This window comes from Bacillus sp. EAC, assembly GCF_002156875.1.
GTDB lineage: Bacteria > Bacillota > Bacilli > Bacillales > Bacillaceae_G > Gottfriedia.
This window is the reverse complement of record NZ_NCSY01000006.1, coordinates 52,811-67,008: the sequence shown is the minus strand read 5'-3', so window position 1 is coordinate 67,008 and position 14,198 is coordinate 52,811. Positions and strand designations below refer to the sequence as shown.

Sequence of the window (14,198 nt, the reverse complement as noted above, 5' to 3'; positions counted from 1 at the left end):
ATTTTTTTAAAACGACCGTTAAAGTAGTAAGTATACAAAGTCATTATTTTTTAAGAGGGGTTATAAAAATGAATCTAGAAAGCGAAAGAATGATTTTACGTGAACTCGCAGTAACAGATTGGATAGATGTACATAAATACGCTTCTTTAGCAAATGTATGTCAATATCAGCCTTGGGGACCAAATACAGAGAATGAAACGAAAGATTTTGTAAAGCAAGTTCTTGTTGATTCAAAACAAGCTCCTAGAACCCGATTTGTATTTGCAATTACACTTAAAGGGTATCAAGGAGTAATTGGCGCAATAGAGTTCAATGTTAGAGATTGTACTAATAAATCTGGCGAAATCGGATATATTATTCATCCTGATTACTGGGGAAAAGGAATTGCAACTGAAGCAGCAAACAAAATAATTTCATTTGGATTTTCTGAGCTAAAACTACATAGAATTTACGCGACATGTGATGTAAGGAATATAGGGTCAGCAAAAGTATTAGAAAAAATGGGATTAAAATTAGAGGGGAAGATGCGTGAAGACATGTTATTGAGAGACGGATGGAGGGACACTTATTTATACAGCATATTAGAACATGAATGGAATCAAAATTAATTTAAAGAAAGCATTTTACTAAAGGATTGTTGTTTTAAAAAGTTTATGAAAAAGTATGAAATTGAAAAGAAGTTGTTTGGATTGGATATGCAAGACTCCTGTGCGAGTAGCGGGACAGTTGAGACTGACACAAGGGTCAAAAAGGTTAGTTGGAGTAGAAATTAACGCTGAGATTAATAAAATTTATTTTCTGGGAAATATGACGAATTTTGCCATATTAAGGTAATTGGAAAAGTTTAAATAGGAAAACTAATAATTTTATCGAAATCAATTAGAGATAGATCAGTACAAAGGTTATATAGCTTAAATGGAAATAATAGTTATGATAAGAGGTGAGGCATTTGGATAATCAAAATGAAGAGCTTCAAAAAAAGGTAGAAAAACTTGAATCTGAAGTAAGTGAAATGAAAAAGCAAATTGAATTTCTACTTATTGCGAAGGAAGCGAGATCAGAAAGAATACAATCAAATCAGAGTCAAACAGTCCGAGTACCACAAGCGAGGCCAAATAATAAACAAGTTAAAAAAGCTCCTGAAAAAGAAAAAATTGATATTGAGGCACTGATATTCCAAAAAATTTTACCAAGATTTTTTATCTTTATTTTTATTATAGGAATAATGTGGGGATTTAAGGCAGCATCAGATTATGGGGTACTTAATAAATATGCCAAAGTAGGAATTGGTTTTGTATTTGCGATTTTACTATATTGGTATGGTCAGCGACAGATTAAAGCGAAACGTTTAACTCTTGGTCAAACATTAATAGGTGGAGTACTACCTGTTTTATTTTTAACTACTTTTGCAATGCATCATTTATATAATATGATTGGCCCAAGCATTGCTTTCATACTACAAGTAATTTGGGTAGGAATCGGTTTTTATTCTATGAATAAATTTAAATCTGAAGCAATAGGACTTATAAGTATTCTAGGTGCAGTTTTTGTTCCTTTCTTAGTTAAAAGTACTTCGCCTAATTATTTATTTTTATCGTTTTATGAGACATCAATTTATTTACTGTTTTTGTTTTATGCAACGTATAGAAACTATAAAATTTTATATATATCATCGGCAGTATTACTTCATTTAGTCTATTTAATAGTAGGTTTAACTAATGCTTCAACTAAAGGATTTGAATACTTCGCCACAAGTATACTTGTACAGCATTTAGGTTTACTTATCATTTTATTAATCTCCAAATTTACAATAAAGAAGCAAGTTTTGATATTGCATAGTAGCTTTGTGGTTACACTTGGATGGATTTTTAGTAGTTATGAAGAAAATACACGAACGATTATTTTGATCATATTATGTGTTTCATATTTATTCTTAACTAATTTTTATAAAAAACAAGCGGACCTTTTCTTTGCATTTTCGACTAATTTTCTTCTAGCATTTTCATTTTTATGTATAGATAATGTCACTGACAAACTACTAAACACAGTCTTGATTATTCAAGCTATTTTAACGTATTTATTTTATTTGCGATATAGGGATTTATTTAAATTAATCATCGCAGCACTTACAATTATTCCTGTAGGTATTGCAATTATCTCTATACCCATTAATTCAATATGGTCTTTTGTAACAATGGATTGGATTGTATTGATCATTGCAACGATAACTATTTCAACTTTGGCTTATAAAAATGAAAAGGAAAAACAATTCATCTTAGTAACTTCTTCCTCCTTAATTACTTTATTACTGATTGCTTTTGTTACTCAATTGGTTCAAATCATTACATTAGATTTATCTGATAATGTCATTAGTTTATCAATTAATAGTAGCTGGATTGTCATAGCTATAGTAGCAATGGTATTAGGAAGTATAAAGAAAATTAAAACTTGGACGTATATTGGCGTTGCCTTGTTATTACTTACGCTGGGTAAGCTAGTATTAGTTGATTTACCATCTATTTCCTTACTCGTTAGAGCCGGATTATTTATTATTCTTGGACTAATTGGTTTGATCATTTCAAGAATATTTTTTAAGAGTAAGTAAAAATGGATTCCTTTATTACGAATTGGTTGGATTGGCAATTTAGAAAGTACGAAAATATACTTTCTAAATTGCTAAATAATATTTGAATAGGGGCAAAATAATGGTTATTGTTGAAACTAAAAATCTTATTCTATTAACTTTTACTGCGAATGCTATGATTGATGTTTTAAATGGGAAAAGTTCATTTTTACATGATAAAACATCATATGGGCTCGGAAAAGGTTGGCCGATAAATGCATACAAAAACTTATTTCCTTATAAGATTTCCCGATTTCAAAGTCATCCTGAAGAGGAAGAATATGAGGGGATCATTATACATAAAAAAGATCAGTTAGTTATCGGTGACATGGGTTTTAAAGGTGGCCCAGATAAACATGGCATAATGGAAATAGGATATAGTATCTTACCTCAGTACCAAGGAAATGGTTATGCGACAGAAATGGGAAAGGCATTTTGTAAATGGGGAATGAACAAGGAGAATGTTCATAAGATAATTGCCACTTGCTCTATTTACAATCATGCTTCAATTAGAGTTTTAGAAAAAATAGGTATGAAAAAATTATATGAAGAGCTAGAGAAATATTATTGGGAACTCCCTTACAGTCAATTAAATTAATGAATTTAAGTATATTATTAAAGAACTCTGCTAAACTATTTAGCTTAAAAAAATTCAAAAATAGTAATGTGACTTTTAAAAAGGTGGGCTTAGTCTGACAACGAGAAAATCATCTGTCGTTTTTTTAGTCATTACTAAAAATGATTTAGGTCGATTTTTTTTGTACGATATATTAATTAGTACTCTCACATATGGATGTATAAAAAAATACTCCTCAAGTGATCTAATGGGTATTTTTGGAAGCTTTGTTATCCCAACTGCACTAAAAAAAACTGCAAGCTATCTAAGTAGAACATAAAAAAGGATGCTATACGAAGCATCCTTTTTTATGTTTTTTTTCGAACAAATTCTTAATTGTTAAGATTCTAAACTCATAGACGGGCCGAAGAATTCATAATGAATTGCATCATCGTCTATTCCTAATTGTTTTAGACCATTAATGATTGCTTTTAAAAATGGGACTGGACCACAAACATAGTAATCAGCTTTAATCGAATTTACATTATTTTGTAGCCAATTTACATCGATGTAGCCTTGCTTTTTAAAATTAGGATTTTTCAAATCTTCTTCTGAAGGAGCTTCGTAAATAAATGATAATGAATAATTTGTTAATTGCTTTTCTAAAAATCTTAATTCTTCTTCAAATGCTTGGAGTTTACCGTTTCTAGAAGCGTTAATAAATTCAACTTTACGATCTGGCTGGTTAATAGCAATATCTTTAACCATACTCATTAATGGAGTAATTCCAACCCCGCCGCTAATGAAGACAACTGGTGCTTCTTTTTTATTATTTAATATAAAGTCACCCGCAGGAGCAGTTATTTCTAAAGTGTCACCAGTTTGAATATGCTCGTGTAAATAATTTGAGAAAATACCATCTGGTTGATTTACTTCCGCTTCTTTTTTAACAGAAATTCTCAAATATTCTTTGCCAGGTGAATCGGATAAACTATATTGTCGATTTAAAAAAAATTTTCACCAGGAACTTTAGATCGTACTGTAATATATTGACCTGCTTTAAACGTAGGTACGACTGAATTGTCGTTTGGGACTAAATAAAATGAAGTAATGACATCGCTTTCCTTAACTTTTTCGATTACTTTAAATTCTTTAAACTCAGCCCAACCACCTTTTTGAGTAGCGGCATTGTCATACATTTCTTTTTCAATATTGATAAATACATCTGCGATTACACCATATGCATCAGCCCATGCACAAATTATTTCCTCAGTAGCAGCTTCGCCAAGTACTTCTTTAATTGCTCCTAATAAATGCTCACCAACAATAGGATAATGTTCAGGTTTTACTAATAGACTTCGATGCTTTTGTGCGATCTGTTTGACGACAGGAATAATTGTTTCAAGTTTATCTATATAAGTTGCTGCAGCCAATACAGTATTAGCAAGAGCAGTTTGTTGTCTACCTTTTTGTTGATTCGCGTGATTAAAGATATTTAATAATTCAGGGTGGTTTGTAAATAAATTTTTATAGAATACTGTTGTGATTTCAGTTCCTTTTACTTCTAAAACAGGTACTGTTGATTTGATTATTTCAATTGTCTTTTGAGATAACATGTAAACCCCTTCTTTTCTTTAAAGTAGTATTTTAAATACATCTTAATCTTAAGTCCGAAAATGCACAAAAGCAATATTTAAAATACATCTTTTCGGGTGAAATCTATTAAAGTTTAAAAAATGTTCACAATTATGATATGATAAATCAAATATAAGTGAGTGAGGACAAAATATGCGTTTAACCAATTATTCGGATTATTCACTTCGTGTGCTAATATTCCTTTCATCTGGATCACAAGAAAAACTGGTCAATATTAAGGATATTGCTGAGGCATATGATATTTCAAAAAATCATTTAATGAAGATTATCTATAATTTAGGTAAACTTGGCTATATTGAAACAATCAGAGGTAGAAACGGAGGAATCCGTCTTGCAAAGCAACCATCTGACATAAATATTGGAGAAATTATCCGTCAAACAGAAGAAGACTTTAACATCGTGGAATGCTTTGAACACGGTAATACATGTGTAATCACACCGGTATGTTCCTTAAAGCATATTTTTAATAAAGCGCTTGAGCAATTTTTACATGTCCTAGATCAATATACACTAGAAGATATTGTTAAGAATAATACGATGTTAATGGAATACTTAGATTTAAATAAGAAATAAACTACTATATATGAAAATAGTTGTAAATAGGAAAAGCACTCAAAACGTTTACTTGAGTGCTCATAGTTTAATATGTTTTACATTTTCCATAGGTTCTTGAAATAAAGCTGAAGCTATTGTACTAAATAATATAGGATTACCAGTTGTAAAAAAGGAATGTGATACATCTTCATTTGTTGACAATAAATTTTGTTGATCTAGTATTGCACTTACTTCACGCGCTGTTTCGTCACCTGAACTGATTAACTGAATTTTAGGGCCCATCACTTCTTGTATGATCGGACTAAGAAGAGGGTAATGCGTACATCCGAGTATTAGTGTATCAATATTCGTTCCAAAAAGTGGTGAAAGAGTTTCCTTGACAATACTAACTGTTTCTTGTTTGTTAAACCCACCGCTTTCTACGATTCCAGCAAATTCCGGACAGGCTAAACTTATTACTTCCACTGTACTATTAATACGATGTAAAGCATGATGATACGCTCGACTATTAATTGTAGCTTTTGTTCCAATTACACCGATTCGATCATTTTGAGAAAGTTTAATTGCTGCCCTTTCTCCAGGGTGAACAACACCAATCACAGGGATAGAAAGTTTTTCACGTAATTCACTTAATACAACCGAAGTAGCAGTATTACATGCAATAACTAACATTTTTATATTTTGATTCATCAGATAATTTGTCATTTCCAACGTAAAACTTCTAATCTCCTCATAAGATCGAGATCCATATGGACATCTTGCTGTATCACCTACATAATAAATTTCTTCTTTTGGTAATTGCCTGATAATTTGTTTTGCAACTGTTAAACCTCCAACACCTGAGTCTATGACTCCAATTGGTTTGTTCAATAAAATCCCCGCGTTTTTACTACGAATTCATTAGTGTAGTATATTCTTTTAACACTAAGATTTTACTATAACATTCCACCAATTTTATTTTTAAGAAAAAATAATTCGTAAATAAATTAAATATCTGTTATATTAATTGAGAAAGTTTATATGCGAGAAAATGTGGAGGGGCCAGTGTTGCTGGCTGAGATTGTATCCTTAAGATACTGACTCTTAGAACCTGATCTGGGTGATGCCAGCGTAGGGAACAGTATCTCTTTTGATATGTTTTTTACAGTGCATTTACGTCCGGATAACTTCTATCCGGGCGTTTTCTTTTTGTATAAACGAAACAAAAAGGAGTGTTATGAAATGAAAAAATTTGCATTTATCTTTCTAGCAATCTGTTTACTATTAACAGGATGCGGTAAAGAAAAAACGTCTACTTCTCAAGGAAATAAAAAACAAAAGAAGGTAACGGTTGTATTAGACTGGACGCCGAACACAAATCACACAGGGTTATTTGTAGCGAAGGATAAGGGGTTTTTTAAAGATGAAGGTCTAAATGTTGAAATAATAAGCCCAGGACAAACAGGGGCAGACCAATTAGTAGCTACAGGGAAAGCAGATTTTGGTGTATCTTACCAAGAATCTATTACCCAAGCGAGAGTACAAAATGTACCAATCGTATCGATAGCTGCAATTATTCAACATAATACGTCTGGCTTTGCTTCTCCTAAGGCGAAACAAATTGAAACACCAAAAGATTTTGAAGGTAAAACATATGGAGGGTGGGGCTCACCCGTAGAAAAAGCTATTTTGAATTCACTTATGTCAAAAGAAAATGCTGATGTAAATAAGTTAAGCATTGTTAACATGGGAGATGCAGATTTCTTTACAGCGGTTAAAAAGGATATTGATTTTGCTTGGATTTACCAAGGTTGGACTGGTATTGAAGCTGAACTTCGTGGTGAGAAACTTAATATGGTATATCTAACTGATTACAGTAAAAAACTAGATTACTATACTCCAGTTTTAGCTACAAATGAAAAAATGATTAGTGATAATCCTAAAATTGTTAAAGCATTCATGAAGGCAGTATCGAATGGGTACAACTACTCGATAGATCATCCAAAAGAAGCAGCATCAATTTTACTAAAAGACAATCCTGATTTAGATAAACAATTGGTTGAAAAAAGCCAAATATGGTTATCTACAAAATATAAAGACGATGCATCTCGTTGGGGTGAACAAAAAAAATCAGTTTGGAAAAACTATGCTGACTGGTTAACGGAAAATAAATTGTTAGAAGGTAAATTTAATCCTGATAAAGCATTCACAAATGAATTTTTGCCAAAATAATATCCATAAAAAGGAGAGATAATTATGCCGAATACATTAATTAGTGTACAAATAATCCCTAAAACTAAACAAATTGAAGAGGTTATTCCCGCAGTAGATGAAGCGATTAAAATCATTAATGAATCGGGAGTGAAATATCAAGTTCAACCTTTAGAAACAACAATGGAAGGCGATTTAAATCAATTATTAATGATTGTTCAAAAAATGAATGAGAGAATGATAGAAATTGGCTGTCATAATGTGATTACACAAATGAAGATTCTATACCAACCACAAGGTATTGCAATGGATGATTTAACGGAGAAATATCGTTGATGAAATCAAGAAATATAAAGGGATGGCAACCAATTATTGTCATCCTGCTTTTTTTAATAATTTGGCAATTAAGTATTAAAATTTGGAAAGTAGAAGTTTGGCTTTTACCAAGCCCATTGGCTATTTTTAAAGAAGGTATTAATTCAATAGATTCTTTCATACCGCATGTCATTTCAACAATTCAGTTGTCTTTGTCAGGGTTGTTAATCGGATCATTATTGGGTCTTTTAATTGCACTAATTTTGCATATAATCCCGGGATTCAAAGAAGCGTTTTATCCATTGTTAATACTATCTCAAAATATACCAATTATTGTTTTGGCTCCACTCTTAATTATTTGGTTTGGTTTTGGTTTGCTACCGAAATTAATAATCATCTCATTAGTATGTTTCTTTCCAATCACGGTATCATCGCTAGATGGTTTTCGTCAAACACCAAATGAATTAGTTAATTATATGAAAATGGCTGGAGCAACAAAGTCTCAATTATTTTGGAAAATAGAATTTCCATATTCCCTTCCTTCAATTTTTTCAGGACTAAAGATCTCAGCAACTTATAGTGTCATGGGAGCAGTTATCTCTGAGTGGCTTGGAGCAAAATCGGGGATTGGGGTCTATATGACTCTTGCTTCATCATCATTTCGAACAGATCGCGTATTTGTTTCAATCTTTGTCATTATGGTTTTAAGTATGATTTATTTTGCAATAATTGCATTGATTGAACGGTTGACTGTGAAATGGAAGTCTAAAGGAGTAAATTAAAAATGACATTACAAATTAAACAGCTATCGAAATCATTTGGAACAAATAATCTTGTAATTGATAATGTTTCACTTTATGTAAATGAAGGAGAGTTTGTCTCAATTTTAGGTCCATCAGGTAGTGGGAAGAGTACATTATTCCATCTGATTGGGGGATTGTTGAAGCCAGATACTGGTCAAATCTCTTTAAATGGTTCACTTATAAATGGAAAACTAGGGCATGTTAGTTTTATGCCACAGGAACATTCATTACTTCCTTGGCGCAACATTTTAAAAAATATCGTACTGTCTCAAGAACTTAAACATAAACCTGATGAAAAATTAGCAAAAGAATGGTTAAAACGTACAGGCTTGATTGATTATGCAAAATCATATCCTCATGAATTGTCTGGAGGCATGAAGCAACGAGTTTCTTTTTTAAGGTCTTTACTAGCTCCTCAATCGATAATGTGTATGGATGAGCCTTTTTCTGCTTTAGATGAGTTTACAAGACTTGATATGCAACAGTGGCTTCTTTCAATTTGGGAAGAACAACGACGTTCGATATTACTAGTAACTCATAATATTGATGAAGCTTTATTCATGTCAGATCGGATTTATATCTTTTCAAACAAACCTGCAAAAATAAAAGAAGAAATCATTGTTCCTTTCCCAAGACCAAGGAAAAAGGAGTTACTTTTAAGTGATGAATTTACTGCTTGGAAAAGAAAGGTATATCAGGCTTTGGAATAGGAGTATAGTAGATGAATGTCATAGATGCGCATATCCATTTAGACACATATGAAGCAAGTCAGAGAGAAGAGATTATTAGTAATCTCGAAAAATTTGAAATTAACGCATTGATCACTGTTTCAATGAATTTAGAATCTAGTAAACAAAATCTTTATTATAACCTTAATCATCATAATATTTTTCCTGCATTTGGTTTCCATCCGGAACAGGAAATTCCAACAAAAAAAGAAATTGATACTTTATTTCAATGGATTAGAGAACATCAGGAATATATGGTTGCAATAGGTGAAGTTGGATTACCTTACTATAAGAATTTAGAACAAAAGATGGACTATTTACCATATATCGGACTACTTGAAAGCTTCATTAAACTTGCGTACGAACTGAATAAACCCATTATTTTACATGCTGTCTATGAAGACGCTGAGATTGTGTGTCATCTATTAGAAAAACATTCTATTAAAAAAGCACATTTTCATTGGTTTAAAGGAAGTAAAAGTACAATTGATCGAATGATAAAAAATGAATACTATATTTCAATCACACCAGATGTTCTTTATGAAAGTGAAATTCAGGAAATTGTGAAAATCTATCCTTTGAACTTAATGATGATTGAAACTGATGGGCCGTGGCCATTTGAGGGGCCATTTATAGGGAAATGGACTCATCCGAAATTTATGCATGAATCGGTTAAAAAAATAGCTGACATAAAGCAATTAGATGTGGAATTAGTTTATAAAAAACTATATGAAAATACGAAAACATTTTATGGTATTTAATCTTCTGCAAACACAGAAAAAGCAGTTACTATTCTGATAGTAATTGCTTTTTCTATTTGTATAATAAAATAATCAAACAAACCAAAACCGGCATATCTTTAGATAGCCGGCACTAGGTTGATTTGTAGATTTAGTTATCTACAAGAATATTACAGTTCAAGCTCTCCCATACGAAGTAGCTCAATAACTGCTTGTGATCGCCCCTTAACCCCAAGCTTCTGCATTGCATTTGAAATATGATTTCTCACAGTTTTTTCACTTATAAAAAGTTCTTCAGCAATTTCTCTTGTAGTTTTATCTTGAACAAGAAGTTCAAATACTTCTTTTTCACGTTTTGTGAGTGTGTGCTTGGTTTGATAGTCTCTATCCTTCAACTGTGCTAACCCTCCTTGCTTGACCGAGCTGTTCTTTGGATGGGTATTCATTTAGTCTTTTTATCATATGAAGGATAGGGCTTTAAGGTGAATATTTCCAAAAAATTTACAACTGAATTAAAATATTTATTTTTTTTCATTACAGCTTGTTCTAAAAATTGTACATGCCAGTATAAATAATAAAAAAGCGTGGGGGGAGTATGGAAATGAAAAAAAAATTATTTGTTACAACAGTTACATTATGTGGAATTGCAACATTAACTGGATGTGGATTAATTCCAGTAAAACCTTCGAATGAAATCGATCCACCAAAGACAGTTACATATCGAAGCGACCAGCCATCAAAAGAGGTACAAGCTAAAAAAGAGGAAACTGTTAAAAGGGAATTATATTTAATTGATCGAAATGGTTATGTCGTTCCACAAACATTCCAACTACCTAAATCAACAAGTTTAGCAAAGCAAGCTCTTGAGTATTTAGTAAAGGATGGACCTGTTACAGATGAATTACCAAATGGCTTTCAAGCTGTTCTACCTCCAAACACTGAAGTCTTAGGAGTGCAAACTCAAAAGGATGGTACAATCATTGCAGATTTTTCTTCAGAATTTAAACAATATCATGATGTAGATGAACTGAAAATTTTCCAAGCTGTTACTTGGACTTTAACTCAATTTGATAATGTGAAGAAAGTTAAAATTCGAGTAAATGGAAAAGAGTTATCTTCTATGCCAGTTAATAAAGTTCAAATAGGTGAAGGTCTTACAAGGGAAGATGGTATTAATTTTGATAAAGGTGAAATCGTTGATGTGATGAATTCAAGACCAGTTACATTATATTATGTTTCACAAGATGAAATGGGTGAGACATACTATGTGCCTGTTACACGAAGAATATCTAACGCAGAAAAAGATTCATATACAGCAATCGTAAATGAACTTGTTAAAGGTCCTTCTGAATATACAAGCTTAGTGACTGATTTTGGACCAGATACAAAATTAGTATCGCAGCCAGTATTCAAAGGTGGAAAAGTAATCCTCAATTTCAATGATGGAATCTATGGAAATATTGCTAAGAATATGATTAATGATAATGTATTACAACCTTTAGTGCTTTCATTAACTGAACAAAAAGGTGTTAAATCAATTGAAATTCAAGTGCAAGGCAAGTTAACTGCGCTTAATCAACAAGGTAAACCTTTGAGTCAACCAGTTTCAAGACCTAAGGATGTTAATACGAAAGAATTATAATCCGTATGGTATTAATAGATAGTTAATAGTGAATTAATTACCTTGGACATTGACGAGATCCGTCTTTTTGTCCAAGGTTTTATTTTTTTATAAAGAAAAGCCTTTAATAAGTAGAAATGAAATCAAGTTTTTGTCTATACTAGTAATTGGAAGATTTATGTAGGAGGAACTAACATGACTAGAACAGATGGAAGACTAAATAATGAATTAAGACCGATAGAAATCATAACAAACTACACAAAACATGCGGAAGGATCAGTACTTATTTGTGTAGGTGATACGAAAGTAATTTGTAATGCAACTGTTGAAGATCGAGTACCACCTTTTTTAAGAAATAGTGGTAAAGGCTGGATTTCAGCAGAGTATTCAATGTTGCCAAGAGCAACACAAGAACGAACAATGCGTGAATCAACAAAAGGAAAAGTAACTGGGCGTACAATGGAAATCCAACGTCTAATTGGAAGAGCATTAAGAGCGGTTGTCGATTTAGAAGCGCTGGGAGAAAAAACAATTTGGATTGATTGTGATGTCATTCAAGCAGACGGTGGAACTAGAACAGCTTCAATTACGGGAGCTTTCGTAGCGATGATGTTAGCATTTGATAAATTAGTAAAAATTGATAAATTAAAATCATATCCAGTAAAAGATTACTTAGCAGCTACTTCTGTTGGTATTTTAGAAGATGTTGGAGCAGTTTTAGATTTATATTATATAGAAGATTCTGCTGCGAGTGTTGATATGAATATTATTATGACTGGTGAAGGCCGATTTGTTGAACTTCAAGGTACTGGTGAAGAAGCAACCTTTTCGCGTGATGAATTAAATGAGTTACTTTCTTTAGGTGAAACCGGAATTAAATTATTAATCGAGAAACAAAAGGAAGTATTATTAAAAGAAGGAATTAAGTTTTAAATTATTTATTTTTGAGGAGAGACTTTAAGGATGGGAACAATCATTATTGCCACGAATAATAAAGGAAAAGTGAAGGATTTTGAATCTCTTTTTAATCCGATGGGACTTCAAATCAAATCTTTACAGGACTTTCCTGAAATTGGAGAAATTGAAGAAACAGGCACTACTTTTGAAGAAAATGCAATTTTAAAAGCAGAGCACTTAGCAAATGAATTAAAAATACCTGTCGTTGCAGACGATTCTGGATTAATAGTGGATGCATTGGAAGGCAGACCAGGAGTGTACTCAGCTCGTTACGCAGGCTTACATAAAAGTGATGAAGATAATTTACAAAAAGTTTTACATGAATTAGAAAATGTACATCCTGGTAAACGCACAGCTAGATTTTATTGTGCACTTGCATTAGCTATACCAGGGAAAAAAACGATTACAGTTAATGGTACAGTTGAAGGATATATTGCTAGTGAAAAAAGAGGTACAAATGGTTTCGGGTACGATCCAATTTTCTTTTTACCTGAGTTGGATAAAACGATGGCAGAACTAACATCTGAAGAAAAAAGCGGTTTAAGTCATAGAGCAAACGCAATTAAAGCATTAATGGAAGTAATCAAAGCAGATGGAAAAGATTATTTTCAAAGGGGATAATGCCAATGAAAGCTTTAATTATTAGCGATAGCCATGGATTAACTACACTACTTCAGGAAATTTCTGAAAGACATCGTAATGAAGTAGATGTAATGATTCATTGTGGCGATTCGGAATTAGAAGTTGATGCAAATGAATTAAAAGATTTCAATGTAGTAAGAGGGAATTGTGACTTTAGAGGAGCTTTCCCAGAAGAGATTATTCATCATGAGGATGGAATTGTTATTTATGCGACACATGGTCATTTGCATGGCATTAAACAATCTTTACAAAAGCTATATTACCGTTGCAGAGAAGTAGGTGCAAGGATTGCTTGTTTTGGACATTCACATGTGCTTGGAGCGGAAGTGATCGACGGAATTCTATTCGTTAATCCTGGAAGCATTTTAATGCCTCGGATGCGTAATGAAAAAACATATGCCATTATTGATATTGAAGGTAAAGCAGCAAAGGTCACTTTTTATACCGTTGATGGCAATGTATTATTTGAATCAACATTTACGCTAGAATAGAGCATATTGAAAAGTTAATGGCTTACAAAGCACTTTGAAAGTCATTAACTTTTTTCTTTAAAAAATTAGTTGAAAAGTGATAATTTTTAATCAATTCCAATAAAATTAAAGTACAGAAATACCGTTAATATTTTTCCTTAAATTTGGAAAAAAAGTTAAAAATATTGTTGACTTTGAATTGCTTTGTGACTATAATAAATTATGTCGACAGGTGATGTCGCTAAAAAAAACATAATAAACATGCGGGTGTAGTTTAATGGTAAAATAGAAGCCTTCCAAGCTTCGGTCGTGGGTTCGATTCCCATCACCCGCTCCATATTA

The 14,198-nt window shown here is 32.1% G+C and carries 15 protein-coding genes, 1 tRNA gene, 1 pseudogene and 1 riboswitch; of the genes and pseudogenes, 14 read left to right on the top strand and 3 right to left on the bottom strand.

Going from position 1 to position 14,198, the window contains the following annotated elements:
• The first annotated feature begins 68 nt into the window (after positions 1-68).
• The 3 genes from B7R65_RS11460 (at position 69) to B7R65_RS11450 (ending at position 3,221) form a co-directional block, all read left to right on the top strand.
• Positions 69-608 (top strand): GNAT family N-acetyltransferase, encoded by a 540-nt coding sequence (locus B7R65_RS11460; protein ID WP_088042923.1) that lies wholly within the window; start codon positions 69-71, stop codon positions 606-608.
• 341 nt (positions 609-949) lie between these two features.
• Positions 950-2,605: a bZIP transcription factor gene (locus B7R65_RS11455; protein ID WP_088042922.1), complete on the top strand. Its 1,656-nt coding sequence runs from the start codon at positions 950-952 to the stop codon at positions 2,603-2,605.
• 100 nt (positions 2,606-2,705) lie between these two features.
• On the top strand, positions 2,706-3,221 hold the full coding sequence (locus B7R65_RS11450) for a GNAT family N-acetyltransferase (RefSeq protein WP_088042921.1): 516 nt from the start codon (positions 2,706-2,708) through the stop codon (positions 3,219-3,221).
• Positions 3,222-3,578: 357 nt separating this feature from the next.
• Here B7R65_RS11450 and hmpA read toward each other — a convergent pair.
• Positions 3,579-4,795: pseudogene (gene hmpA, locus B7R65_RS11445) on the bottom strand (NO-inducible flavohemoprotein).
• A gap of 172 nt (positions 4,796-4,967) precedes the next feature.
• Between hmpA and B7R65_RS11440 the strand changes: the two are divergent.
• Positions 4,968-5,408, top strand: coding sequence for an RrF2 family transcriptional regulator (locus B7R65_RS11440; protein ID WP_088042920.1), 441 nt, complete (start codon positions 4,968-4,970; stop codon positions 5,406-5,408).
• Between the two features lie 60 nt (positions 5,409-5,468).
• Here B7R65_RS11440 and racE read toward each other — a convergent pair whose 3' ends face one another.
• Positions 5,469-6,266, bottom strand: a complete 798-nt coding sequence (gene racE / locus B7R65_RS11435) for a glutamate racemase (protein WP_088042919.1) — start codon at positions 6,264-6,266, stop codon at positions 5,469-5,471.
• Between the two features lie 148 nt (positions 6,267-6,414).
• A riboswitch (TPP riboswitch) is annotated at positions 6,415-6,524 on the top strand.
• Positions 6,525-6,611: 87 nt separating this feature from the next.
• Between racE and B7R65_RS11430 the strand changes: the two genes are divergently transcribed.
• Genes B7R65_RS11430 through B7R65_RS11410 form a run of 5 tightly spaced genes read left to right on the top strand, consistent with a single transcriptional unit; the run spans position 6,612 to position 10,187 of the window.
• Positions 6,612-7,601, top strand: coding sequence for an ABC transporter substrate-binding protein (locus tag B7R65_RS11430; RefSeq protein WP_088042918.1), 990 nt, complete (start codon positions 6,612-6,614; stop codon positions 7,599-7,601).
• Positions 7,602-7,625: 24 nt separating this feature from the next.
• Positions 7,626-7,916 (top strand): thiamine-binding protein, encoded by a 291-nt coding sequence (locus B7R65_RS11425; protein WP_088042917.1) that lies wholly within the window; start codon positions 7,626-7,628, stop codon positions 7,914-7,916.
• A complete protein-coding gene (locus B7R65_RS11420) occupies positions 7,916-8,677 on the top strand; it encodes an ABC transporter permease (RefSeq protein WP_088042916.1) in 762 nt (253 codons plus the stop codon). The genes B7R65_RS11425 and B7R65_RS11420 overlap by 1 nt, the downstream gene beginning before the upstream one ends.
• A gap of 2 nt (positions 8,678-8,679) precedes the next feature.
• Positions 8,680-9,408 carry an ABC transporter ATP-binding protein gene (locus B7R65_RS11415; RefSeq protein ID WP_088042915.1) on the top strand — a complete coding sequence of 243 codons (729 nt, stop codon included), beginning with the start codon at positions 8,680-8,682 and terminating at the stop codon, positions 9,406-9,408.
• 11 nt (positions 9,409-9,419) lie between these two features.
• The gene (locus B7R65_RS11410) at positions 9,420-10,187 is read left to right on the top strand and encodes a TatD family hydrolase (protein ID WP_088042914.1); all 768 of its coding nucleotides are present in this window, start codon (positions 9,420-9,422) and stop codon (positions 10,185-10,187) included.
• Between the two features lie 149 nt (positions 10,188-10,336).
• Here B7R65_RS11410 and B7R65_RS11405 read toward each other — a convergent pair whose 3' ends face one another.
• Entirely contained in the window at positions 10,337-10,561 is a 225-nt protein-coding gene (locus tag B7R65_RS11405; protein WP_056472461.1) for a helix-turn-helix domain-containing protein, read from the bottom strand.
• 200 nt (positions 10,562-10,761) lie between these two features.
• On the opposite strand from B7R65_RS11405, the gene B7R65_RS11400 reads away from it, so the two are divergent.
• The 5 genes from B7R65_RS11400 (at position 10,762) to B7R65_RS11380 (ending at position 14,193) form a co-directional block, all read left to right on the top strand.
• The gene (locus B7R65_RS11400) at positions 10,762-11,808 is read left to right on the top strand and encodes a GerMN domain-containing protein (RefSeq protein WP_373419570.1); all 1,047 of its coding nucleotides are present in this window, start codon (positions 10,762-10,764) and stop codon (positions 11,806-11,808) included.
• A gap of 174 nt (positions 11,809-11,982) precedes the next feature.
• Positions 11,983-12,720: a ribonuclease PH gene (gene rph, locus B7R65_RS11395; RefSeq protein ID WP_088042913.1), complete on the top strand. Its 738-nt coding sequence runs from the start codon at positions 11,983-11,985 to the stop codon at positions 12,718-12,720.
• A 30-nt stretch (positions 12,721-12,750) separates the two neighbouring features.
• The gene (locus B7R65_RS11390) at positions 12,751-13,365 is read left to right on the top strand and encodes an XTP/dITP diphosphatase (RefSeq protein WP_088042912.1); all 615 of its coding nucleotides are present in this window, start codon (positions 12,751-12,753) and stop codon (positions 13,363-13,365) included.
• Between the two features lie 5 nt (positions 13,366-13,370).
• Positions 13,371-13,877: a metallophosphoesterase family protein gene (locus tag B7R65_RS11385; protein WP_088042911.1), complete on the top strand. Its 507-nt coding sequence runs from the start codon at positions 13,371-13,373 to the stop codon at positions 13,875-13,877.
• A gap of 242 nt (positions 13,878-14,119) precedes the next feature.
• Positions 14,120-14,193: transfer RNA gene (locus B7R65_RS11380), tRNA-Gly, on the top strand.
• Positions 14,194-14,198: the final 5 nt, after the last annotated feature.